Below are 24,651 nucleotides of genomic sequence, written 5' to 3'. Positions count from 1 at the left end.
ATAATTAAAAAAACTTGCCTTTCCAGAGGCAAGTTTTAGTTTGTATTGTTTTTATGTTTAATTTAAAGTCTCTTCAATTCTATAGCTGCTTTTTTGGGTAAATTCGTTACCAAACATATCTTTAGCCTTAACTTCAATAGTATGTTCTCCTGAATTTAATTTGGTTGGAATATTCCCTCTCCAAAGGTGGTTACTAATAATAGGATTAGAACCTCTCTTTCCTGGCAATAATTTTTCTGACGTATCCCATTGGTTAACTAAAGAAGCATAGGACGGATCATATTCCTCCACATGCGTCATGGATTTCCATTCTCCATCATCTATTCTGAATACTACTTTATCCTGTGCATTCCCCATAAAAAAATTAGCATAAATCCCGGACTTTGTTCGTTTCCCTTTGGCAACAACTTTTGGGGCAAAAATTTCCACTTGATATTCTTTTGGCTTTCCAGCTACTTTGTATTCAACAGTATATGTATTGCCTTTAAAATGAATAAAAGCATAACCTTTAGGTGTTCCATCACGCATGGTTGATACAGGAACCCCTAACTCATTTAATTGACCTGAATACCAGTCTCCAGAGGTCGTACCAACGTTATACTCATGGTGCGGTTTATCTCTTAACCAACCTTCTTTTTTAGCAAAAAATCCTGTTTTTGAATGTGAGTATGTGCCGAAAGAGATAAGGTATTAGGGTAGTCTTTAAGTAAACTAAATAATCGATCTCTGTCGTAATCTCTAAACGAATCATTTTCTGGTTCACTCAAAGGAATATGGAAAGCCAATACGATTAGATAATCTTTAGGAACAAACTTTAAATCGTTTTCTATAAAGGCGATTTGATCTTCACGAAAACCGCCCCAATATTGTGTCAATCCTCGCGGATCAGGGTATAAAATATCGTCTAAAACAATTAAATGCACTTTCCCATAATTAAATGCATAATTTGCCGGACCAAAATGCGCTTCATAAGTTTCATCACTCCATTTATCCGTAGTAGCATCAAAGTTCATGTCATGGTTCCCCATCACATTATACCAAAGCACTCCTACCGCTTTTACAGCTTCAATATAAGGATTGAATAGATCTAAATCGTTCCCTACTAAATCGCCCAAACTGATTCCGAAAGGAATATTTTTAATGTCTTTAACTTCCTCAACAATTCCCTTTTTAAAATATTCTACTTCCTCTAAAGTATAAGGTTGTGGGTCTCCAAAAACCAAGGTTGTGAAATCATAACTTTCTTCCTTTTTAATCAAAGCAAAATCGACTGATTTGGGTAATTTCCCTGTTGGACTAACTCCTTTAAATTTTAATTGTGGAGATCCTTTGGGTTTATAGTTGTAAAAGAACTTTGGCAAGTTATTCTTGTCTACTGCAACTTGGTATCCCGTAGGTTTTATTACAGAAATAATATTATCGATTCCTAATGGAAGTTCGTATTTACCATTACTATCAGTAAGTACAACCTGCTCTCCGTTAGACACTGCTACATTACTGATACCTTGTTCTGTTTTATCCTTTAAATCGTTTTGGTTAAGATCGTTATAAACATAGCCCACAACCTTATCCTGTGCTATTGCATTATAACTTAGTGTACCAAAAACAGCTAAGGCAAATTTTATTTTTACGTATTTCATTGTCTTTATTTTATTAAAACATTATTTCATCCCCAAGGTTAATGCCTTTGGTCTTTCCATAATTTCGGTATAAACATTACCAAATCTGTCCGTCACTTTTATTGTCAAAGTTGAATTAACCGTAGTAGCTTTCACTTTAAAAAAGTGAGGTGTTTTTTCGGTTTCAAAAGCATCTGTTGGGGTTGCACCCGCATTTAAGCGTAATGCTTCGTATGAAATAATATGTAAAGGATCTTTTTCTTTTACTCGGCTAACCTTTAATGGTTGATTGTTTTCAGTAACTTCAATTTTCCATTGTACATCATATCCCCAAACATTAATTAATACTTCGTTATTAGAACTTGGAGCAGCATAAACATCCGAATATGGAGCTAATAGAGCATCGGTTGAATTGGGTGCATATTTAGCCGATGTGATATGAACACTATTTAAATCGTAAGCACGAAACTGATAATCTTCAGTGTAACCAATACTCTTATACAGCCATTTGATATCGTTGCCATTCATTTTCCAAATGCCATAACCTCCAGGACTTCCATCTTTACAGATATGATTATTAGCATAACCACTTTTACCCGTCCACCACCAAGTGGCACAAATAGCTGCTGTGTTATGTTCCATAATATTACCTTCTTCAACTGTGTAATTAATATGCGTATGACCTGACAACACATGAACTTTTGTAAATTCGCTTACGATATTCTTTAAAACATCTCCGTTTAATAAATCAACCGTATTTATCTGATTACCGTTAGCATCTAATGATGGCTGCTTGTATAATGGCGTATGTATTGCCAAAACGATAGGCGTACTCTTATCAGTAATTGTTGCCAAATCCTTTTTTAGCCATTCTAACTGATTATTAGTTAGTCGCTCATTGTAATTACGACTCCCAATAGTTCCCTGTGTTCCACCAGTATTGATGTATTCCACACTATCTAGCACCACATAATGTACTTTCCCTAAATTGAAAGAATAATACGTTGGACCTAAGACATCTCTATACTTATTTTCAGCATCCCAGTCGTTAGCAAAGTAGGGATCATTATCATGATTCCCAATAAGATTAAATACTGGTGCGTTTATTTTATTCATATAAGGCACATATTCATTTAATCCAAAATTATTACTGTACCAATAGCCATCCCAAGTCAAATCACCCAATGTTAGAGCGTATACTTTTGTCCCATCTGACGAATATTTATTGATCGTTGCATTGATATCAGGCAATACTTTTGAAGTAAACTGCTCTAAATCGTTGTTTCTATTTGCCAAATGCCAATCAGCTAAGGATAACACAACATGTTTATCATTATCTACTTTTAACAACGAAAAATCTCGTTGCTCAATAACGTCTAAACTATTACTTACTCTTTTAAAAAACTGTGGAGCACTTCCTGTATTTGTAACTTCATAATTTCCTGGAACAGAAATAAAAACAAAACCTGCTTTTTTTAATGATGATAAATAATATCGGCCTTCTGAGTCAGTAACTGTAACTTCATAACCATCAGAAACCACTACTCCTGGAACACCTTTTCCATTACTGTAAACGACACCTTTGATATTCTTACCTGAAATATCAGGTATGTTCGTATTCGCTACAACATTAAAAAGTATATTCCCTAAAATAAGAGCTTGAGCGTTTCTTATAACTTTTACTTTGTAGTTTCCTGATTCAAAATCAGAAGGTACTGAAAACGTAAATGTATTCTCGGTTACAGAAACCACAGTTCCTTTGAAAATTATATTTTTATTAATTAACGATTCAAACTCCATTGTATCGCCAACTCTAAACCCTTTTCCTGTTAGCATGACCTCGCCAGCTTTTGCTACATTGATAGAAGATGGTATAGAAACTCCTGAAATATTTAAGCTATTATTTTCATCGATAATACTACTATCACTACTACAACTAAGTAAGGTAAACCCTAAACCACTAAATCCTGCTATTGTGGTTAATCCACCTATTTTTATAAATTTTCTTCTTGATTGATTCATGATTGTATTATTCTATTATTTCGACTTTTACGTCATCAATGAAAATTCTGTTTTTACCAGCGCCCACACCTACAAGGTTAAAATCGCCACCTAGAAAACTAAGTTGAGTTTGCGATGTCGCCCCACTGATTGTAAATGAATAGGTTGCCGATGGGGATTTCCATATGTTAATACAATCTGGATCCAAAGTATAATCTGGCCAGTTATCAATTGTAAATGACGAAACACTTACAGTTCCAGGACCTACTACTCCGACTTTTAAAATATTATCATCCTTTGTTCCTGCTTTAGTTTGATAGGGAACTGCTTTAAAAGTAACCTTAACAGTTGTTGGTTCTTCAAGCATTTCAAATTTTGGTGAAATGAAATCCCCACCATACCCCGTTTTGCCTAATTTTACAAAACCTGTTCTTGCATAAACCAATTGTTCATTGTTACTAAATACATTTGATGTACTAGTCCACCCTTTTGCTTTTTCCTCAGTAGTCCAAGCATTGTCTATTCTAGCCTCTGCTGTTGTAGTATAAAAAATAGTGCTTCCATAAGCTAACCAATCGAAATGTTCCTCTAAAACAACACTACCATCAGATTGTATTATTGAAATCGTTTTTGTTAATGACGGATAATCGGCTGAACTAATTGTGAGTATAGTAGAACGTTTAACTCCTTTATTTTTTAAAGCAGAAAATTTAATTGATGTAGCACTTGCCTCGACAACTGAAAGCCAATTCGCATTCGACAAGCTATAAGTCCAATTTACATTGGCACTTATTTTCACTCCAAACTCTCCTCCATTTGATGTTACGCTGACACCTTCATCAGCTTTATCAACAATAATAAAAGGGACATTGGCTTGCTGCTCAACACGGAATAAAGCAGGTTGCTCCTTTCCGTCATTTATAAAAGTAAAATTTAATATTCGGCTGTCAAACGTATTGTTTTTATTTACAATAATTTTGAAAATCCCATCATCATCTCCTTCTGCTGGAAATACTTTAACCCAACTAGCTTCACCTTGTGGAACAATTTTCCAATGTCCTTTAGCTCGCACAATATAACTTTTTGTTAGTCCATTAACATCAACAGCAAGTCCTGTTGGATTTTCTTCAATAGTAAAATAAGGTTCTACAGAAGTTTCATTGTCATTAGCACATGACACCGATAAAAAAAGTATTGTTAAGAAAGTAAATAATACAAATACTTTGCTTTTGTGTAATTGATTTAAACTTTTCATTTTTTTTAAAATTTTAGATTCCGCTTTCAATAGCTTGTTTACTCCACCAAACTGGGGTTTTCATATTGTTTTCACCACCCATACGGCTTAATGCTTCACGAGCATTCGTATTGTTAGTTGCCATTGTAGTATTGGGATAAGCAAAACGGGTAGGTAAAATATAATCGTTAAATACAGTACCACGCCCAATTGTTAATTTAGGATAACCCGTACGACGGTATTCATGATAGGCTTCCATTCCTATCCAAAAAAGTGCTAGATATTTTTGATTAGCGATTAACTCATTTTTATCAGTGGCTAAATCCCATGATGCCAAATTTGAGTTTAAAAAAACGGTGATATTCTCCTGAGAAATGGTCACAGGAATTCCACTAAATTGACCTAATTCTGCCCATTTTTCGACAGATGCGGTAACTGCATTTTCATAATATTGCTTTGCAGCTGATTGTCCTCCCGAAATAGCTCCTTTCAAAGCTGCTTCGGCAAGAATGAACTGAACTTCGGCATAATCCATATAACTTGCCGGCATTTCGGCTCTACAAAAAACGGCTGCATTTAACCAAGATGTACCGCGGTCTGCTACACTTTGTTCTGATTCTGTACAACCAGCTATTGTTCCTTTCCAAACAGTTGTATTGTTTACTAAATAATTTGGATTCTTTTTTCCATAAATGGCTAAACGTGGGTCTTCATAAACTTGATTCCCATTTACATCTGTCATGACCGTCATTTTAATTAGCTGTTCGGCTAATTTTCGGCCTGAACTTGTAAAGGAACTCTCATTAGTATTTGCAAATTGACTACGATAAGGATCCGATCCAGTAAACTTTACTGTTGCATTATCGGCGTTAGAAATAAATACTGGATATTTTGCTGAATTATTTATAATATCCATCATTTTAGCAGCAGAATTCATTTCGGGACGACCACTAACACGGCATAACAACCTTAAGTACAATGAATTATTAAATTTCTGCCATTTTACCATATTGCCACCATACATTCCATCTAGAGCAGGCTTTCTAAAAACAGGTTTTTCTGCATACATGCTGTTGGCTTTTTCTAAATCAGCAAACATTTGTTGGTAAACTTCTTTTTGGGAATCAAACTTTGGCTTTGTAGTTCCTCCAGAAGTAACTTGAAAGGCTTCAGAATAAGGAATATCACCAAACATATCGGTAAGATTAGACATATACAATACTTTTAAAGTCAAAGCAATTGCCTGTAATGACTTATCATTTTGCTTTACACTTAAATCGTACATATGCAATACATTGTTAGTATAGCGAGAATAAGTATTCCAAACATTTTGCCAGTCTTGATCACCAATAAAGTAGCGATGTTCCTGACGGGTTCCCCCACCAGTGAAAGCAGTAAATTGCATCAACTCATTATTCCAATACCAGCTATAATTTTGCCAAGCATTAATACCATTGTATAATATAGGTTCAAACATACCGCTTGCCCTAATATCGCCTACATTGGTTCTGTTAGGATTTGTATTTATTTCCTCAAAATCAGAAGTACAGCTAGCAAAAACACTAAGAAATCCGATTATTAAAATTTTTATTATTGTTTTCATTACGTTATTTTTAGAAAGAAAGTTGAACGTTTAATCCGTAAGTTCTAGTCATTGGAAAAGTCATCGCTTCAATACCTTTATAAATATTTGAACCGTTTAACATTCCTGTGTCAGGATCATATTGAGGAAAATTGGAAATACTAAATAGATTTGTAGCATAAGCACCAAAACTCACTTTTTGGAATACCCCAATTTTGCTAACTAATTTTGCAGGTAAGTCGTAATCTAATCGTAACTCTCTTAATTTTAAATAAGAAGTATCGAAAGTATTCATTTCTGTATTATTACGGTTCCAGATATAATTATTGTAATAGGTTTGAATATTATTAGTCACCGTATTATTTTTAGTATACGTAACTGTTCCATCCGTATTTTGAATGGCATTTACTCCAGGATGCACTAAACCATCGTATCTACCTTCAATAGAATTGTTAAGTTTTCCTTGGTAGGATAAAGCAAAGTTGGTTACTGAAAAAGCATTCCCACCCATCTGAGCCGCAAAAGTAGCCGACAATGATAGATTTTTATACTTAATTCGTTGTACCATACCCGCTCTCCAATCTGGATTAACTTTTCCAATTTTTCTATCTGGAGAATTATCCAGTACTGGATAACCTTCAGAATTTACGATGTGCATCCCTGAAGCATCAATTTCATTTCCATTTTCATCAATATATGTTGCTCCTTCGGGTGCTCTTTGAAATCCTCGCCCGTAGATAACGTGCATTTCTTGTCCTACATAGGAATACACATAAGTTCTACTACCTATAGTAGTTCCCATATCGGTTTGTAGTGGCACACTTGGATCCCAACCTTCTTGAAGACTTTTTAATTTATTTTTGTTTTTTGACCAAGTAATATCAAAATCCCATTTAAAATTTTTAGTTCTGATAGGGGTAAAACTTGCTGATATTTCTAGTCCTTGATTTGAAATTTCTCCAGCGTTAATTGTCATTCCTGTTGCTCCAGTAATCTGATCGACATCAACTGAAACGATTTGATTAGTAGTTGAAGAATAGTAGGTAGTAACATCAAAACTTATTCTGTTTCTGAATAATTTGGCTTCAATTCCAGCTTCCCAACTTTCAACATTTTCGGGTTTTATTAATGGATTTGGAATATCCCCTGGTAAAGTATAACCTCCAGGAAACGATGTGTTACTGTATACCTGATCTAATGAATAAGCTGATGTATCATTACCCACATTTGCCCATGAAAATCGGGTTTTTAGCATATCAATCCAAGCTGCATTTTCCTTAAAATTAAATGTCTTATCTAATAAAACACTCGCTGCAACAGATGGGTAAAAATAAGACCAATTTCCTCTAGATAATGTACTTGACCAGTCATTACGACCTGTAATATCTAAGAAATAAGCATCATCCCAACTTAATGACACTAAACCATATAAACTATTAACCACTTTTTTACTTCTGTAGTTGTATGGATCTGGGTTAACGCCTGTTGGTAAATTTGTAGTATGGAAGATTCCTTCCTCACCTAATTGACTCAATGCTATTTTGTTATTAAAATATTCGTTAACACGATTATTTCCTCCTAACATCGTTGAAAGACCAAAGCGACCATTCTTGGATTCTTTGTTATAACGAAGCATAAAATCGTTATTATTTTCTACAGACCTTACAGTTTGTTCTCTGTAAAATCCATTTTCATAACCTTCGGTATAAAAAGGCTTACGTTGTGTTCTAAATTCATCAGACCAATCTAAACCAGAACGCAAATCAAGTGTCAAACCTTTCAAAATGTCAAAAGTTAAACCAATACTTCCAAATACTCGATTTTTATCTTGGGTATTCAATGCTTCATAAAGCGTACGGTATGGATTAAAAGATCCTGAAGCAGGGAAAACAAGTCCCATTCCGTTTTGACCAGCAGCAGACCAGTTTGCATAATTATAACGTCCATTAAAATATTCATTTTTCCAATCTTGAATACTACTTACATTAAATCCCCAAGCTAGAGCATACATCGGATTTGTTTCATCATAACCACTCACTGGCATATTGTCACTCGTCTTTTTATAATAATTAACTTTAGTATTTAATTTAATTTTGTCTGAAACCGGAGTATTAATAGCTAGCGAAATGGTATTTCGATTAAAACCTGTATTAGGCATTATCCAATCGTTTTTAAAATCAGTTACCGAAAAACGCGTAGATGTTCCTTTCCCGTTATTACCATTTATACTAATCGTTTTATCTACTGTTAAACCAGTTTTAAAAAGCCCTGTATACCAATCATCTTGATACACCCAAGGTAACTTAGTAAAAGTATTGTCATCCCAATTTTTTGAAGCATATAAATACCTAAGCTTGTTTGCATCAAACTTTTCTCCGAAAGTATATCTGGAATAATTACGTGATTGAGCAACGCCATCAGAAGCCATTTCTGAAGAAATATCCCAAAGTGAATATTCACTGGCTCCCATATCAGCACCATTTCCATACTGGGTTTGAAAATCGGGAAAATATCCTGCTCTTTCAAAAGTTACCGAAGAGTTTACACTAACACCAAGACCTTTAGTTGTTTTACCAGCTTTAGTTGTTATAAGAATTGCTCCATTAGCTGCTCTTGATCCATACAATGCAGCTGCTGCTGGACCTTTTAACACTGAAACAGATTCGATGTCATCAGGATTAATATCACTCATACCATCACCATAATCTACAGGGGCATCGGATTGAGCATAGTTACTTACAGCATTTGTAGAAGTCATTCCTGAATTTACGGGTACTCCATCGATAACGAACAATGCTTCATTATTACCATAATTCAAAGACTGATCTCCACGTAAAGTCACACGAATAGAACTACTTGGACCTGAATTAGCCGTAGTAAATGACAATCCTGCAACTTTACCATTCAAACTATTCAGCCAGTTTCCAGAAACCGTTTTGGTAATTTCATCACTTTTAACTTTAGCAACCGAATAACCCAAGGATTTCTCCTCGCGAGAAATATTCAATGCAGTAACCACTACCTCATCCATTGCAACTACATCTTCTTGCATGGTTACTTTATAAGCACCACCCGCCTTGATTGACTGCTCAAAATTTTGCATTCCTAAATAGGAAAAAACCAGAGTACTGTTTTCAGGAGCTTCTAAATTAAATTTCCCATCAAAATCTGTCAGGACTACTGTATTAGTCCCTTTGACAAGAACATTTACAGCAATTAACGGTAAACCATTTACATCTTTTACTTCACCATACACCTTTACTTTTTTTAAAGCTGTGAATGTGATTGTCGAGCCATTAATCATATAACTCAAGTGAGCATCGCGACTAATTTGATTTAAAACGGTTCTTAATTTTTGATTATTAAAATTATAAGTAAACAGCTTTTTATTGCTCAGGACTTCATCTGAAAAACTGAACTGACAGTTTGCTTCTTTTTCTAATTGATTAAAAAGATGTGGTAATGTGGCGTTTTTTACATTAAAACTGATTGTTTTTTCGAGAGTACTTTGAGCCATTACAGATTGTGAAGTCATTCCCCACAACGCAAATAGCATGATAAAAAGCTTTAAAATTGTAAAGGACTCTAAATTCCTTTTTTTGTATAAATTTAATTTCATAATTTAGTGTTTTCTATTAAGCAAATAGGATTTAAAAAATTTAAGCTGACTGGAATTGTTGACGCAATTCCAGTTTTTTTTTCTAATTCTGGATTTTATTCATAGTGTTTATTTAATTAGTATCGAGTCGTTTTTAATTGTATATTGAATACCAATCATAAATTCCATACTTTTAAGTACCGATTCAATTGGTTCATTTTTATAAGAAGCACGAATCTTTCGATTTAAAATTCTTTCGGATTTACAATCTACTTTTACGTTATACCATTGTTCAATTCTGTTAAAAGCTTCTTTAGCTGTTATTGCATCAAAACGCAGTATGTTTTTATGCCAATCTGTATAGACCGCAGCATCTACAGCTTCTTCAACCAAATCGCCTTCCACTGAATTGAAAACAACCTGAGTATTTTTTTCTAAAATGAAATGTTTTTTTGTTAATGTGTTTTCAACCCTAACCTTTCCGGATTTCACAATTACTTGAAATTGCTGTTTTTTATTGATAACATTAAAAGAGGTTCCTAAAACTGTTGTTTTGAAATTTCCAGATTGCACAATAAATGGTTTATTAGGATTCCTTTTAACTTGAAAAAACCCTCTCCTTTTAATTCCACATTCCGTTTATCATCTACAAATTGTTTTGGATATTTTAGTGTAGCTCCAGAATTTAAAAAAACTAAAGAACTATCAGGAAGTACTATATTGATGCGTTCACCTGTTCTACTAGTAACTGATATATATTGAATTTCTTGAGGATTAAAAATGGTAGATTTTAAAAGAATTCCTAAACCTAACAAAGTGACAATAGTTGCTGCAACAGCCCAACTTTTACTAAATTTAATTAGCTTTCTTTTTTCAGATTGTTCAATTTTATAGCGTAGCATTTTTAATCCACGCTCTAAACTAAATTCATCTTCAAAGTTTATTGATTTACCTTGAAAAGTATCAAGTAATATATTATACTTCTTACTATATTCATCATTCAAAAGATAGTGTTCAAGCAAATACTTTTCTTCTTCTGAAGCGGTATTATTCAAATATCGTAATGCAATTTCGTAAAAAACTTCGTCTTTCATTTAATTTGATCTTTTACTGTAAAGACCCTTTTTTGGCAGTAGACCTACCATTGAAAGATGTTACTAAATAGTTACCAAAACATCATGAAAATAAAATCAAAAGAATTGAGGAAATAAATTGCGATTCGTATTGCGAAACATGCTTTATCGCTTCAAGCATTTGTTTTTGAACTGTATTTACTGAAATACCTAATTTATCAGCTATCTCTTTGTATTTTAAGCCATCAATTCGATTTAATTTGAAAATTATCCTTCGTTGAGGTGGCAACTCATTTATAATTAATTCAATACGGTTTTTAACCTCGTTATATTCTAAGGAATCACTACTATAATAAGGTGAAAGTTTTAAATGTAAATTACTTAGATCTTCGTCAAAAGAAGTTGATTGTGTGTTTCTAATCACTTTTAATGATTGATTCTTTGTTGCTACAAATAAATAGGCTTTTAACGAACTGCTAATAGTTAGTGTTTTGCGATTTTGCCAGATGTTGAAGAACACATCTGAAACGACTTCTTCTGCCAAACTTGAATCGACAACATACTTTTTAGAAAATAAGCACAGACTAAAGTAATATTTTTGAAACAACTGTTCTAAAGCCAATTGGCTATCTTTTTTAACAGATTCAAACAGGATTTCATCTGGTTTCATTTATTCAAAAAATAGTATTATTATTTTCAGTAAAACTATTTCTTCAATTTATAATCCCTGTTATAATAAAATTAAATTAACGTTACTTAATTTCAACTCGAAAATTCCAACACACTAAAGATTCATAATATTTCAAAACTGGACGTGCTAACTTAGCCATCACATAAAGTTAAGAAATAATCTTAATTTTAACCTATGAAACAAGTCCGCAAAATTTATGACAAAGCTTTTAAAGAAAAAGCCGTTCAATTGAGTTATGAGAGAACAAATGTATCAGAACTCGCCAGAGAGTTGGGAATCACAGCACCACAGTTGTATAAATGGCGTAAAGAGTTCGAGGAATTTGGAGAAGGAAGTTTTCCTGGGAAAGGAAATTTAAAACTCACTCCCGAGCAAGAAAAAATTCACGAACTAAAGAAAAGACTCAAAGATGCCGAGTTAGAACGTGATATATTAAAAAAAGCAATCGGCATTTTTTCCAAGAGCGGTCGATGATTTATAGTTTCATAAAAAGCAATGAACAACTATTCCCGATCGAAAAAATGTGCAAAGTTCTAAAAGTGAGCAGCGGAAGTTATTACCGATGGAAAAAACAAGCAGTCACAGCAAGACAACAACTAAAAATTGCCATAAAAGAACAGATAACATTGATTTATTTTGGAGCCAAACAAAGATATGGAAGTCCTAGAATAACATTGGAACTGCAGTATTTAGGTTATAAAGTTTCACGAATTACAGTTGCAAAATATATGAAAGAACTTGGCTTACGAAGCAAATTAAGCAAGAAGTTCAAAGTTACAACCAACTCAAATCATAATTATTTAGTTGTCGAAAATGTATTAAACAGAGAGTTTATTGTAAAAATGCCTTCAAAAGTTTGGGTTTCGGATATTACATATATCCAAACTAAAGAGGGTTTTGTATACCTGACCACTATTATGGATTTATACGACAGAAAAATTATCGGTTGGAGTTTGAGTGACGGAATGAGTACAGAAGAAACTACGCTTGGAGCTTGGAAAATGGCGGTTAAAAACCGAGATATTGATCAAGGTTTGATTTTTCATTCTGACAGAGGTGTTCAATATGCCAGTAAAAAGTTTGTAAATGTTCTTGATTCCTATAAAAAAATAACCCGCAATATGAGTCGTAAAGGAAATTGCTGGGATAATGCTGTGGCGGAAAGCTTCTTCAAATCTTTGAAAACGGAATTAATTTATGGGAACAAACTGATTTCTAAAGAACAGATGAAACTGGAAATCTTTGAATATATTGAAATTTGGTACAACAGAAAAAGGAGACATTCCACTTTGAATTATGCAACTATTGAAGAATTTAACAATCAAATTAATTACAAAAATGTAGCTTAACTTAATGTGCCGTTTTTGTTTGCATATCCAAACCTAATGTGCTTAAAAACAAAATCTTACCAAATAACTAGCATTCCCTTTTAAAAACTTTACAAAATATCATATCGTATTTAGCAACTCATTCAGATGAAATTTAAGGAATTAAAAAAGAGTTTTAAAATGACTAATCTAATCATCTTAAAACTCTTCATTGAAATTATTTACAATTGTAAATCTAATTTGTTTCTATAATCTACAGTTATAGAATCTGAAACAAAATTTTTATTTGCTCATTAACTAAAAGCATCATTAAATATTCAATCGAAAGGCCTCAATAACAGGATTTACCTTAGCAAATTCGGTTTCCTGAACAAACAATTCAACAGCAGCGCCCATGCTCCCAAAACCTGCTAATCGCGCCGATTGAATGTTGTCTTTCATCAATACTTCCACACCTATGGCTTCTATTTTTTCCTTCAAAGCCAAAGCCAAAACTTCACTCCCCGAAAACACTTTCATCAATCCCATCTTATTCTTATTTAGTTATTAGCATTTTCTTCGTCACCTTCTTCTTCTTCAAAATCGTCATCCTCTTCCTCTCCCTCCTCGAAGTCAAATTCGTAAGGTTCAATTAACATTTTATCGGCTAATATTGCCACTCTTTCTGTATATAAATCCGAAAAAATGATACGTTGCGTTTTAGCAATGCTATCAGAAATACGCATAATTTTAGTCTCATGACGCGCTCGTAACAACACATCGGCATCGTCTATAACAAACATTTTCAAACGGTTCACATTATAACCCGCTGTTGAAAACATATCGCTTAACTTGGTAGGTGTACCAATTAAAACATCAATTCCAGTAGAAACATAATTCTTATCGTAATCCATGTCGCCTTTTTCATGAACACCATAGACTTCCAAGCTGGTATGTTTTCCGTACTTTTCGAAAAGCACTTCCATTTCCAGAACTTTAGCCTTGTCTTCCACCATTATCAAAGCTCGTGGCGATTCTTCATTGCTGCCTGCTAATCGCTGAATCACATTCATCACAATTGCTGTGGTTTTCCCGCTTCCTTTAGGTGCAAAAATCACACAATCTGCCCCACTTTTTAAGGTTGAAAAAGTTTCTTTTTGGACTTCATTTGCCTCGGTTAATCCGTTTTCAACTAATCCTAGTTGTAACTTTTCGTTTATTTTTTTTAGTTTCATTCAGTTAAGATTGAAAGATTAAAAGATTGAATAATTAAAAATTAAATCAGGAATCTTTAAATCTTTAAATTTTTAAATCATTCAATTATTTAGAAGCAAATAGCTTTACATCTGTTTCAGATATTTGGCTTCCGCCAAGGATAATAAGGCGTTCCACCACATTTCGTAATTCACGGATATTTCCCGTCCAATCGTAAGCCTGTAATAATTTGATCGCTTCATCGGAGAATTTCTTAACGGCTGTTCCTTGCTCTGATGCAATTTTTTCAGCAAAATGACTCACCAATAAAGGAATATCATCTCGACGGTCATTCAATGAAGGAACCTTGATTAAGATGACTGCCAATCGGTGGTACAAATCTTCTCTGAAACGTCCTTCTTCGATTTCTTTTTTCAAATCCTTGTTCGTTGCTGCTACCACGCGAACATCTACTTTGATGTCTTTATCGGCACCTACTCGAGTAATGATATTTTCCTGTAAAGCACGCAACACTTTGGCCTGAGCCGAAAGACTCATATCTCCAATTTCATCCAAAAAAATAGTTCCTTTATCTGCTGCTTCAAATTTACCAGCTCTATCTTTTACCGCCGAGGTAAAAGCTCCTTTTACGTGACCAAACAATTCGCTCTCTATCAATTCAGATGGAATTGCAGCACAGTTTACTTCTATTAAAGGAAAAGAAGCACGCTCACTCTTTTCATGCAATTGGTGCGCTACTAACTCTTTTCCGGTTCCATTAGGTCCCGTAATCAATACACGAGCTTCGGTTTGCGCCACCTTATCAATCATCATTTTGATATGATTAATAGCTTCGCTCTCCCCAATCATTTCGTAATTTTTGCTCACTTTTTTCTTTAGAATTTTATTTTCAACTACCAGCTGTTTTCTATCTAAAGCATTACGAACGGTATTTAACAGACGATTCAAATCAGGTGGTTTTGAAATATAATCAAACGCCCCTAAACGCATCGCTTGTATAGCTGTTTCCATGTCGCCATGTCCTGAAATCATGACGATTGGAATTTCGGCTTTTATTTTTTTGACTTCTTCCAGCAATTCGACCCCATCCATTTTAGGCATCTTGATGTCGCATATTACCAAGTCGTAATCGTTATTTTTAATTTTTTCGTAACCCGATACACCATCTTCAGCTTCTTCGACTTCATAAGTATCATTCTCCTCCGTAAGGATTCTTGTTAGTACTCTTCGAATAGCTGATTCGTCTTCGATTATTAATATTTTACTCATACTTTTTAGATTCTAAAGTTCTAAGTTACTAAGATTATATTTTCTTTTCTTACTATTATAGAAAACTTAACAACTTTGACACTTAGTTACTTCAAATTAATATTTTAACCATCGTAATAATTCTTTCCAAGTTGGCTTTTTACCATACATCAAAATTCCTACTCGGTAAATTTTAGCAGCAAACCAAACCACCAATAAGAAGGTTCCAAACAACAATAAAATTGAAACGGCAATTTGCCAAAAAGGAACTCCAAAAGGGAGTCGCATTAACATTACAATAGGCGAGGTAAGCGGAATCAAGGAAAAAGCAACTGCAATGTCACTATGCGGATCGTTTACAACACTAAAAAAACCAACATAAACACTCAACACCAAAGGCATTACAATAGGAAGAAGAAACTGTTGCGAGTCGGTTTGATTGTCTACAGCAGCACCAATTGCCGCATAAAACGAACTGTATAAAAAGTAACCACCAATAAAATAAACTACAAAACCAAGTAATATACTAGCAATAGGCAAATTCCATAATTCTTTAATGTACAACTGCGCCGTTCCTGCTAATTCTGTTGGCAACTGCCCTTCCATTGTTGGCGCTATTGTTGTCGATGCCCCTACATTTACTCGAAAAAATACTGAAGCTGTAAACAAGAGACTAAGTCCAATAACTACCCAAATAGTAAATTGTAAAATTCCCGCCAAAGAGGTTCCAATAATTTTCCCAATCATTAACTGAAAAGGTTTTACAGAAGAAATAATAATTTCTATAATTCGGTTCGTTTTCTCTTCAATTACAGAGCGCATCACCATATTTCCATAAATAATGATAAACATCATGATCAAGTAACCAAAAGCACCACCTATGGCAATTTTAGCCTCATTTAATCCTTTTAGACCTTGCTCTCCTGAAGTTTTAGCAATAGTAATATTGACATTAGCTTGCGCTTTTTGTATGGCTAAAGTATCTAAATGCGCTTTCTCCAAATTAATTTTGGTTAATTTTTGAGCAATAATTCCCTGTGTGTTTTCGATAAAAGAAATACTCGGACTCGCATTAGAAACAAATTCAATTTTATTTTCTAAGGTTTTTACATCCTCTGTTTTAGGAATAATCAAAATTCCTTCATAACTATGATTTACAATACTATCTTTTAAATATTGACTGTCTATTTGCGACAAATCTAGGTATTGATACTCATTCTCTTCTGTATTTTGAGCTAAAAATTCAGAAACAAACAAACCTGTTTCATCATGAATTGCCACCCTTTTTACATCGGCTTTCATGGAACTCAAATAACCAACAAAAACAGCAATAGCAACAAACAATAAAGGACTTAAAAAAGTCATTACAATAAAAGATTTGTTACGCACTTTGGCAAAAAACTCTCTTTTTATAATTAGTGATATTATGCTCATAATTTAAAATATTCAAATCTTAAATTCCAAATTCCAATGTGTATTGGGATTTGGAATTTTAAATATTGGTTATTGCTTTTCTGTTACAGTTTTAATAAAAATATCGTTTACACTCGGAATTTTTTCTACAAAATGAGTGACTTGACCTCGTTGTGTAATAAGATGCAATAATTCATTAGGAAGTGCATTTCCTATCTGAATTTCGAGCTTTAACTCATTATTTAAAGATTTAAAATTCGCTGGGCTAACAGTGAATTTTTGTGTGATGTCAAACATTAAACCTTCTACATTATCCGTAAGAATACCCACTTCAAAACTATTGGACTTATGTTGCCTTTTTACATCTTCTAATTTTCCTTCGATTAATTTATTCGATTTATGTATCAAAGCAATATGATCGCATAATTCCTCTACACTTTCCATTCGATGCGTCGAAAAAATTATCGTAGCTCCTTGTTCTTTCAATGCTAAAATTTCGTCTTTAATAATAGTAGCATTTACAGGATCAAAACCTGAAAAAGGCTCATCAAAAATCAATAATTTCGGTTGGTGCAATACGCAAACCACAAACTGGATTTTTTGCGCCATACCTTTAGAAAGTTCTTGAATTTTTTTGTTCCACCATCCTTGAATGCCTAAACGATCAAACCAATAATCCAACTGCTTTTTGGCTTCTGCCTTTGTCAATCCTTTCATTTGAGCCAAATACAAACATTGCTCTCCTACCTTCATACTTTGGTACAAACCTCTTTCTTCAGGTAAATAACCAATATGCTGAACGTGTTTAGGCTGTAATTTTTCGCCATCCAAAATAACTTGACCGCTATCTGGCATGGTTATTTGATTAATGATACGAATAAGAGATGTTTTTCCGGCACCATTTGGACCTAAAAGTCCATATATACTGCCTTTAGGAACAGACAAAGAAACTTCGTTAAGCGCTACATAATCTCCATATTGCTTAACTATTTTATTGACTTCTAATAAGGTACTCATGCTGATTTTTTTGAATTTAGCTCACCAATTAAGCCATTATGGCCTAGCGGTTGTAAAAGTAAATAATTACAAGCGAAATAGACGATAATTGTGTTATAAAAAAACCCACTCGCCGCAGCGAATGGGTTATAATTATTGATTTTGATTCACTCAAAAAATTTAAGAAAACATGTCTTTTACTTTTTCAAAGAATGATTTATCTGATTTTTCAGGATTTGGTGAAAAATTATCATCTTCCAAATATTTCTCAAAGAATTGTCGTTGTTCTTTATTTAATGTTTTTGGTGTCCAAACATTAATATGAACTAATAAATCTCCATTACCATATCCGTTGATACTAGGAATACCTTTTCCTTTTAATCGAAGGATTTTTCCCGATTGGATTCCTTCTTCTAATTTGATTCTTACTTTTCCATTGATTGCTTCGATATCTTTAGAAACCCCAAGAACCGCTTCAGGGAAACTCACATACAAATCATAGTGCAAGTTCTCACCTTCACGCTTTAAGAATTCATGTTCTAATTCTTCAATAGCTACAATCAAATCACCTGGAATACTATTACCTGGAGCATCGTTTCCTTTGTTTGAAACTTTTAATTGCATTCCATCCACTACACCAGCAGGGATTTTGATAGAAACTGTTTCGTCTTCTACGATCATTCCTTGCGCATCAGCATTAGACGGTTTATGATCTAAAATCTGACCAGAACCACCGCAACTAGGACAAGTTGAAGCCGATTGCATTCTTCCTAAAATAGTATTCGTTACACGCATTACCTGACCTTGTCCATTACAAGTTGAACACGTTTTGTAAGTAACTCCAGGAGCCTGAACTTTACGCTTTACTTTTACTTTCTTCTCAACACCATTAGCAATTTCTTCCAAAGTTAATTTCACTTTGATTCGTAAATTACTTCCTTTTGCACGACGAGGACCTCCACCGCGACTTCCTCCGCCAAAGCCACCAAAGCCACCGCCAAAAATGTCTCCAAATTGGCTAAAGATATCATCCATATTCATATGGTGACCACCAAAACCTCCAGAACCATCAAAAGCTTGGTGCCCAAATTGGTCATACTTTGCTTTTTTGTCAGGATCTCCTAAAACTTCATAAGCTTCAGCTGCCTCTTTGAATTTTTCTTCTGCCGCTTTGTCGCCCGGATTTTTGTCAGGATGGAACTCAATAGCTTTCTTTCTGTAGGCTTTCTTGATCGCCGCAGCATCAGCATTTTTAGAAACACCTAATATCTCGTAAAAATCTTTTTTCATTTGTATCTATTTTTTAGAAAAGTACTGATTAGCACTAGTACAGAACCCTATTTATTATTGTCCAATGACAACTTTTGGGAAACGAATAATTTTATCGCCTAGTTTATATCCTTTTTCAAGTACATCCACAATTTTTCCTTTTAATTCGTCAGATGGAGCTGGAATTTGAGTAATTGCTTCGGCAAAATCAGCATTAAAAGCGTCACCTGTTTTCACATCTACTAACTCTAAACCTTTAGAAGATAGCGTGCTTTTTAATTTTTCATGGATTAACTCTACTCCTTTTGTAAAAGTTTCATCTTCTAATTTAGCAATTTCAACAATAGCTCTGTCAAAATCGTCTAAAACTGGTAACATTGCTAATAAAACTTCTTGATTAGCTGTTTTAAACAAATCGATTCGCTCTTTTTGAAGTTCTTCTTTTGTAGTTTTCAAATTCAGCAAATAATCGTAAATATTTATCCTTTTCATTCGCTAAGTCTTGCGCTAATTGCTCCTCAACACTTAACTCCTCAGTAACTGCTTGCTCTTCACTAGCCTTGTTCTCCATAGTTACTTCATCCATCTCTTTATCGATTTCTGTATTCTCAGTACTCATACTTCCTTTATTTTTAAAAATATTCTTAAACTTCATTTTTACACTTTCCTTTGGATAGCAAAAGTACTGCCAAACCGTATCAAATGCCAAATTGTCACTCTTTTTCCTAATAAGCATTTTACAGGGTGGTTTTTTCCTGAATTTATTTTTTTTAGCCTTAAATTAAAATTTTAATACAATTTTAATACATATTTCAAATAGATTGTATATGTTTGTTACTAGGTTCTAATCAGTCTCTAATTTTCGTTCTAAAAAAAGACTGAAAATTAGAATTGATTTCTAAACAATTATTAATTCACGATTATTATACCAAAAAAAAGCTTTGTCGTTTGACAAAGCTTTTTTTATTGCTACAAGTAAATTTTATAGTAAAGCATTCTTTAAACCTTCAAAATCCAAGGTAATTTGTTCTCCTGAAACCAAATTTTTTAAAGAATAGGTATTTGAACTCATTTCTTCACCACCTACAACTACCGCAAACGGTATATTTCGCTTATCAGCATATTGAAATTGCTTCCCTACTTTTGCCTTATCTGGATACAGTTCTACTTTTATACCCTGCGCTCTCAAATTCTTAATCGCTTGTAAAGCATAAAAAGCTTCATCGTCGCCATAATTAACAAACAAAGCCTTTGAAGAAGCAGTTACGGTTTCTGGGAACAAATTTAATTCTTCCAAAACCAAATAAATACGATCCAATCCAAATGAGATTCCTACACCACTCATGTTCTTCAAACCAAAAATCCCTGTCAAATCATCGTATCTACCGCCTCCTCCTATGGAACCCATGGCAACACCTTTTGGTGCACCAACTTCAAAAATAGCTCCAGTATAATAATTTAGACCACGTGCTAAAGTTACATCCAAATCCAAAATGGCAGTAGACAAACCTAATTGAGTCACCTTGTCACAAATGAAGCGCAATTCTTCCACCCCTTTCATTCCTTCTTCTGAAGTTGCTAATAAACCTGAAAGTTGCTCGATTTTCTCCGAAATACTTCCTGAAAAAGAAAACAAAGGCTGCACTTTTACTAAAGCTTCTTCCGAAATTCCTTTTTCAATCATTTCTTTCTTCACTCCGTCTTCACCAATTTTATCCAGTTTATCCAAAGCCACTGTAAAATCAATCAACTTATCCGAAGCACCAATTACCTCAGCAATTCCAGACAACACTTTACGATTGTTAATCTTAACCGTCGCTCCGTTCAACCCTAAAGCTGTAAAAACAGTATCGTACAATTGTACTAACTCTACTTCCTGCCACAATGATTTTGACCCAACCACATCAGCATCACACTGAAAAAATTCTCTAAAACGTCCTTTTTGTGGTCTATCGGCACGCCAAACCGGTTGGATTTGATATCTTTTAAATGGAAATTCTATTTCGTTTTGGTGTTGTACAACGTAACGAGCAAAAGGAACAGTCAAATCATAACGCAGAGCTTTTTCAGAAATACTTGACGTTAATTTAGTACTATCCTTAGCTTCCAAATGGGCAGCATTGGCTTTCGCCAAATAATCTCCCGAATTCAAAATTTTAAAAATCAAACGATCACCTTCTTCTCCATATTTACCCATTAAGGTTTCTGAATTTTCAAACGAAGGCGTTTCAATTGGTTGGAAACCAAATTTTTCAAAATTACTTTTTATAGTCTGAATAATATATTGCCGTTTTGCCACCTCTGCTGGTGAAAAATCTCTTGTCCCTTTAGGAATACTTGGTTTTGATGCCATTTTTAAAAGTTAGAAGTTAGAAGTTGGAAGTTAGAAGTTAAAAATCTCAAGTACTACCACTTCTTATTTCTAACTTCTAACCTCTTATTTCGCTGTGCAAATATCTAATTTTTAAAATAAATAACTTGCCTTGAAAACAAACTTCTAGCAAAAATTGTATTTTCGTACAAACTATCCTCATGAACAGTCTTTTAAAAGAAAATATAAAAATCGCTTTTGGATCTATCAAAACCCAAATTCTACGCACGACTTTAACCGTACTAATTATTGCTATAGGGATTACAGCATTGGTTGGAATTCTGACTGTCGTTTCGGCATTAGAAAACACAATTTCGTCTGACTTTGCTTCAATGGGCGCCAACACATTCAACATAAATCGATATGAAAACACGATTAAAAGACGAGGCGGTGAAGAACGAACCATTATCAATCCCGTTATTAGCTATCCAGAAGCCGTAACTTTTAAAAACAAATACAATTTCCCCTTAGCGCAGACTTCACTTTCTTTCAAAGCCACTTCAACTGCCGAGGTAAAATTTGACACCGAAAAAACAGATCCTGAAATTACAATAATGGGAGTTGATGAGTATTTTGTACCTAATTCGGGATTAGAAACCAGTGTAGGTCGCAACTTTAACAACTTCGATATTAGCAACAACAACTATGTTTGTGTGGTAGGCTCTGACTTTTTGAAAGGCTTACTAAAAGATGTTAATCCCATCAATAAAATCATTTCGATACGTGGTGCTCGTTTTAAAGTCATCGGTGTACTTAAAGAAAAAGGCTCCACCTTTGGCAACAGTCAAGACTTGAGAGTTTTAATTCCTATCCAAGTAGCGCGTTCCTTATTTACAGCAGCTAACATTAATTATAGCGTAAGTGTGATGGTGAATAACAAAGAATTTTTAGATCAAGCTATTGACAATGCTATTAGTTCGATGCGTAGCATTCGCAAATTAAGTCCCATCAAAGAAAATAATTTTGCTGTAGTAAGAAGTGACGATTTGATCAACCGAATTCTAAGTATTACTCAATATTTAGGTTGGGCGTCATGGGTAATCGGAATTATAACCATTCTAGGTTCTTCCATTGCTTTAATGAATATTATGATTGTATCGGTTACAGAACGAACGCGTGAAATTGGCGTTAGAAAGTCATTAGGGGCAAAACGTTCTACGGTAGCCATCCAATTTTTTATTGAAACCTTACTTATAGGACAAATAGGCGGATTAGCCGGAATTATTTTTGGCATCCTCATTGGCTACGGAATTGCATCTGCCCTTAGTTTTGTGTTTGTAATTCCTTGGCAAGCTATTATGGCTGCTTTCTTAACTAGTTTTGCTGTAGCCATTGTTTCTGGTTTATACCCAGCAATTAAAGCCGCAATGCTCGATCCTATTGAGGCGCTACGTTACGAATAGTTTTCAGAAAGCAGAAATCAGAAGGCAGAAATCAGAAGGCAGAAATCAGAAGGCAAAAGGCCGATGGCAGAAAGCAGAAATCAGAAGGCAGATTTAATAAAAAAATGAAAAAATGAAATTTCAAGATTTACTAGCTTACAAAAAATCTTTCGAATTGTCAATGTTGATTTTCAAGACAACCAAAACATTTCCAATTGAAGAAAAATATTCATTAACTGACCAAATTCGACGTTCGTCAAGAAGTGTATCAGCTAACATTGCCGAAGCTTCACGGAAAATAAGATATAAAAAACATTTTATATTAAAACTTACAGACTCTGACGCTGAAAATGCAGAAACCCAAGCTTGGTTAGAGTATTCATTTGCTTGTAAATACATCTCTGAAGAATTATTCTCAGAATTAACCACAAAAAGTTTAGAGATTGGTAAGCTTATTAATTACATGATAAATAACCCAGATAAATTCTCGTAAAACACACAATTATCTTTACATTCTAAAATCTGCTCTATACTAACAATTTCTGCAATATGCCTTCTATAGTCTGCTTTATGCATTCTCAAATCTAATTTCTGAATTCTAAATTCTCCCTAAGGTCATCCTATCATTACCATATATATCCTTTCTCAACTCAACATTCTTGAAATTCATATTTTCGAGTAATACAATCATTTCTTTCCCTAAATATTGATTAATTTCGAAAAATAATTGTCCGTTTGGAGCTAGATTTTTTTGAGCCAATTCAGCTATTTTTCGATAAAAAATTAAAGCATTATCATCCGCAACAAAAAGTGCCAAATGTGGTTCGTAGTCCAAAACATTTTTCTTGATTTCCTCTTTTTCTAAATTTCGTACATAAGGAGGATTTGATACAATAATATCAAATTGAGTTGGAAGCTGGAAGTTGGAAGTTGGAAGATTCTCCAAATCGTCCGTTTTTAAAATGTCGGTTTTTATAAAATGCACTTCCGTTTGATTCATTTCAGCATTTTTTTGGGCTGTAGCCAAAGCCTTTTCAGAAACATCAATGGCAAAAACCTGAGCATTCGGAATATTTTTAGCCAATGAAATCGCAATACAACCACTTCCTGTCCCGATATCCAGAATTCTTAAATTCTTACTTCTAACCTCTGACTTCTTAGTTTCAATAATCCAATCCACTAACTCTTCCGTTTCTGGTCTTGGAATCAAAACATTTTCATTCACTTCAAACTCCAATCCGTAAAAATGGGCTTTGCCTAGCAAATATTGAACAGGAATCTCTTTTTTTAATTCATTCAAAACGCTATTCCAATAGTCTAAATCGGAATCCGAAAAAACCAAATCTGAATTCAAAGCCAAATCAATTCGCTTCAATTGTTTTTGATTTTCTAAAATCAAATAGAAAAAACTTTCTGCTTCCTCCACTCCATATATAGGTGAAAGTTCCTGAATAAATTGGGCTCTGTATTCTTTAATTCTCATAGTCAGATTCAGTTTAGAAATAAAACTGTTAACGTGCAAAATAACTAAAATTATTTTTAGCAAATGAATTCAAAACCAGATAACATCAAAACTTATACTCCCTTTCGTAAGTAAATCCCTTTTTAAAAAAAATAAGAATGTAAACTTATATGACTTATATGGTTTTAAA

General features: G+C 33.8%; 18 protein-coding genes and 2 pseudogenes. 3 read left to right on the top strand and 17 right to left on the bottom strand.

From position 1 onward, the window contains the following. Nucleotides 1–57: 57 nt before the first annotated feature. The 8 genes and pseudogenes from P5P90_RS13235 to P5P90_RS13200 all read right to left on the bottom strand — a co-directional run bounded on the left by P5P90_RS13235 (nucleotide 58) and on the right by P5P90_RS13200 (nucleotide 11,777). Nucleotides 58–1,640, bottom strand: a pseudogene (locus tag P5P90_RS13235) (calcineurin-like phosphoesterase C-terminal domain-containing protein). Nucleotides 1,641–1,661: 21 nt separating this feature from the next. Next, nucleotides 1,662–3,641 carry a calcineurin-like phosphoesterase family protein gene (locus P5P90_RS13230; RefSeq protein ID WP_278035107.1) on the bottom strand — a complete coding sequence of 660 codons (1,980 nt, stop codon included), beginning with the start codon at nucleotides 3,639–3,641 and terminating at the stop codon, nucleotides 1,662–1,664. A gap of 7 nt (nucleotides 3,642–3,648) precedes the next feature. After that, nucleotides 3,649–4,875 (bottom strand): BACON domain-containing protein, encoded by a 1,227-nt coding sequence (locus P5P90_RS13225; protein ID WP_278035106.1) that lies wholly within the window; start codon nucleotides 4,873–4,875, stop codon nucleotides 3,649–3,651. 13 nt (nucleotides 4,876–4,888) lie between these two features. After that, entirely contained in the window at nucleotides 4,889–6,457 is a 1,569-nt protein-coding gene (locus P5P90_RS13220) for a SusD/RagB family nutrient-binding outer membrane lipoprotein (RefSeq protein WP_278035105.1), read from the bottom strand. Between the two features lie 10 nt (nucleotides 6,458–6,467). Next, entirely contained in the window at nucleotides 6,468–9,992 is a 3,525-nt protein-coding gene (locus P5P90_RS13215; RefSeq protein ID WP_278035104.1) for a SusC/RagA family TonB-linked outer membrane protein, read from the bottom strand. 171 nt (nucleotides 9,993–10,163) lie between these two features. Next, entirely contained in the window at nucleotides 10,164–10,607 is a 444-nt protein-coding gene (locus P5P90_RS13210; RefSeq protein ID WP_278035103.1) for a FecR family protein, read from the bottom strand. Then, nucleotides 10,574–11,128 (bottom strand): FecR family protein, encoded by a 555-nt coding sequence (locus P5P90_RS13205; RefSeq protein ID WP_278035102.1) that lies wholly within the window; start codon nucleotides 11,126–11,128, stop codon nucleotides 10,574–10,576. The genes P5P90_RS13210 and P5P90_RS13205 overlap by 34 nt, the downstream gene beginning before the upstream one ends. Before the next feature lie 82 nt (nucleotides 11,129–11,210). Beyond that, a complete protein-coding gene (locus tag P5P90_RS13200) occupies nucleotides 11,211–11,777 on the bottom strand; it encodes an RNA polymerase sigma-70 factor (protein WP_278035101.1) in 567 nt (188 codons plus the stop codon). A gap of 195 nt (nucleotides 11,778–11,972) precedes the next feature. Between P5P90_RS13200 and P5P90_RS13195 the strand changes: the two genes are divergently transcribed. Further along, a protein-coding gene (locus P5P90_RS13195) for an IS3 family transposase (RefSeq protein ID WP_278035100.1) occupies nucleotides 11,973–13,147 on the top strand; the annotation gives its coding sequence in 2 pieces (ribosomal slippage) (nucleotides 11,973–12,240 and nucleotides 12,240–13,147; 1,176 coding nt in all). 288 nt (nucleotides 13,148–13,435) lie between these two features. Here the strand turns inward: P5P90_RS13195 and P5P90_RS13190 are convergent. The 8 genes and pseudogenes from P5P90_RS13190 to hisS all read right to left on the bottom strand — a co-directional run bounded on the left by P5P90_RS13190 (nucleotide 13,436) and on the right by hisS (nucleotide 21,599). Then, nucleotides 13,436–13,654 carry a DUF2007 domain-containing protein gene (locus tag P5P90_RS13190; RefSeq protein ID WP_278035099.1) on the bottom strand — a complete coding sequence of 73 codons (219 nt, stop codon included), beginning with the start codon at nucleotides 13,652–13,654 and terminating at the stop codon, nucleotides 13,436–13,438. Between the two features lie 11 nt (nucleotides 13,655–13,665). Continuing rightward, nucleotides 13,666–14,340: a DEAD/DEAH box helicase gene (locus tag P5P90_RS13185; protein ID WP_278035098.1), complete on the bottom strand. Its 675-nt coding sequence runs from the start codon at nucleotides 14,338–14,340 to the stop codon at nucleotides 13,666–13,668. A gap of 85 nt (nucleotides 14,341–14,425) precedes the next feature. Further along, nucleotides 14,426–15,589 carry a sigma-54-dependent transcriptional regulator gene (locus P5P90_RS13180; protein WP_278035097.1) on the bottom strand — a complete coding sequence of 388 codons (1,164 nt, stop codon included), beginning with the start codon at nucleotides 15,587–15,589 and terminating at the stop codon, nucleotides 14,426–14,428. 96 nt (nucleotides 15,590–15,685) lie between these two features. Next, nucleotides 15,686–17,002 (bottom strand): ABC transporter permease, encoded by a 1,317-nt coding sequence (locus tag P5P90_RS13175; RefSeq protein WP_278035096.1) that lies wholly within the window; start codon nucleotides 17,000–17,002, stop codon nucleotides 15,686–15,688. A gap of 69 nt (nucleotides 17,003–17,071) precedes the next feature. Further along, nucleotides 17,072–17,998, bottom strand: a complete 927-nt coding sequence (locus P5P90_RS13170) for an ABC transporter ATP-binding protein (RefSeq protein ID WP_278035095.1) — start codon at nucleotides 17,996–17,998, stop codon at nucleotides 17,072–17,074. A gap of 159 nt (nucleotides 17,999–18,157) precedes the next feature. Then, nucleotides 18,158–19,267: a molecular chaperone DnaJ gene (gene dnaJ, locus P5P90_RS13165; RefSeq protein ID WP_278035094.1), complete on the bottom strand. Its 1,110-nt coding sequence runs from the start codon at nucleotides 19,265–19,267 to the stop codon at nucleotides 18,158–18,160. Between the two features lie 54 nt (nucleotides 19,268–19,321). Then, nucleotides 19,322–19,901, bottom strand: a pseudogene (locus P5P90_RS13160) (nucleotide exchange factor GrpE). 327 nt (nucleotides 19,902–20,228) lie between these two features. Continuing rightward, nucleotides 20,229–21,599: a histidine--tRNA ligase gene (hisS, locus tag P5P90_RS13155; RefSeq protein WP_278035093.1), complete on the bottom strand. Its 1,371-nt coding sequence runs from the start codon at nucleotides 21,597–21,599 to the stop codon at nucleotides 20,229–20,231. A 179-nt stretch (nucleotides 21,600–21,778) separates the two neighbouring features. Between hisS and P5P90_RS13150 the strand changes: the two genes are divergently transcribed. Together P5P90_RS13150 and P5P90_RS13145 are read left to right on the top strand one after the other, a co-directional pair. Next, nucleotides 21,779–23,020, top strand: coding sequence for an ABC transporter permease (locus tag P5P90_RS13150; RefSeq protein ID WP_278035092.1), 1,242 nt, complete (start codon nucleotides 21,779–21,781; stop codon nucleotides 23,018–23,020). A gap of 112 nt (nucleotides 23,021–23,132) precedes the next feature. Beyond that, nucleotides 23,133–23,492 carry a four helix bundle protein gene (locus P5P90_RS13145; protein WP_278035091.1) on the top strand — a complete coding sequence of 120 codons (360 nt, stop codon included), beginning with the start codon at nucleotides 23,133–23,135 and terminating at the stop codon, nucleotides 23,490–23,492. A gap of 105 nt (nucleotides 23,493–23,597) precedes the next feature. On the opposite strand, the gene prmC is transcribed toward P5P90_RS13145, so the two are convergent. Next, nucleotides 23,598–24,482, bottom strand: a complete 885-nt coding sequence (gene prmC / locus P5P90_RS13140) for a peptide chain release factor N(5)-glutamine methyltransferase (protein WP_278035090.1) — start codon at nucleotides 24,480–24,482, stop codon at nucleotides 23,598–23,600. Nucleotides 24,483–24,651: the final 169 nt, after the last annotated feature.

Origin of the sequence: Flavobacterium nitratireducens (genome assembly GCF_029625335.1) — a bacterium.
GTDB lineage: Bacteria > Bacteroidota > Bacteroidia > Flavobacteriales > Flavobacteriaceae > Flavobacterium > Flavobacterium nitratireducens.
The sequence above is the reverse complement of the archived record's forward strand: the minus strand, read 5'-3'. Positions and strand labels throughout refer to the sequence as shown.

Excerpts from the sequence above, each read along its gene's own strand:
- prmC (WP_278035090.1), bottom strand. The coding sequence starts at position 24,482 with ATGAGAATTAAAGAATACAGAGCCCAATTTATTCAGGAACTTTCACCT.
- P5P90_RS13145 (WP_278035091.1), top strand. The coding sequence starts at position 23,133 with ATGAAATTTCAAGATTTACTAGCTTACAAAAAATCTTTCGAATTGTCA.
- P5P90_RS13175 (WP_278035096.1), bottom strand. The coding sequence starts at position 17,002 with ATGAGCATAATATCACTAATTATAAAAAGAGAGTTTTTTGCCAAAGTG.
- P5P90_RS13185 (WP_278035098.1), bottom strand. The coding sequence starts at position 14,340 with ATGAAACTAAAAAAAATAAACGAAAAGTTACAACTAGGATTAGTTGAA.
- P5P90_RS13180 (WP_278035097.1), bottom strand. The coding sequence starts at position 15,589 with ATGAGTAAAATATTAATAATCGAAGACGAATCAGCTATTCGAAGAGTA.
- P5P90_RS13170 (WP_278035095.1), bottom strand. The coding sequence starts at position 17,998 with ATGAGTACCTTATTAGAAGTCAATAAAATAGTTAAGCAATATGGAGAT.
- P5P90_RS13220 (WP_278035105.1), bottom strand. The coding sequence starts at position 6,457 with ATGAAAACAATAATAAAAATTTTAATAATCGGATTTCTTAGTGTTTTT.
- dnaJ (WP_278035094.1), bottom strand. The coding sequence starts at position 19,267 with ATGAAAAAAGATTTTTACGAGATATTAGGTGTTTCTAAAAATGCTGAT.
- P5P90_RS13200 (WP_278035101.1), bottom strand. The coding sequence starts at position 11,777 with ATGAAACCAGATGAAATCCTGTTTGAATCTGTTAAAAAAGATAGCCAA.
- P5P90_RS13150 (WP_278035092.1), top strand. The coding sequence starts at position 21,779 with ATGAACAGTCTTTTAAAAGAAAATATAAAAATCGCTTTTGGATCTATC.
- P5P90_RS13230 (WP_278035107.1), bottom strand. The coding sequence starts at position 3,641 with ATGAATCAATCAAGAAGAAAATTTATAAAAATAGGTGGATTAACCACA.
- hisS (WP_278035093.1), bottom strand. The coding sequence starts at position 21,599 with ATGGCATCAAAACCAAGTATTCCTAAAGGGACAAGAGATTTTTCACCA.
- P5P90_RS13215 (WP_278035104.1), bottom strand. The coding sequence starts at position 9,992 with ATGCTATTTGCGTTGTGGGGAATGACTTCACAATCTGTAATGGCTCAA.
- P5P90_RS13190 (WP_278035099.1), bottom strand. The coding sequence starts at position 13,654 with ATGGGATTGATGAAAGTGTTTTCGGGGAGTGAAGTTTTGGCTTTGGCT.
- P5P90_RS13205 (WP_278035102.1), bottom strand. The coding sequence starts at position 11,128 with ATGAAAGACGAAGTTTTTTACGAAATTGCATTACGATATTTGAATAAT.
- P5P90_RS13225 (WP_278035106.1), bottom strand. The coding sequence starts at position 4,875 with ATGAAAAGTTTAAATCAATTACACAAAAGCAAAGTATTTGTATTATTT.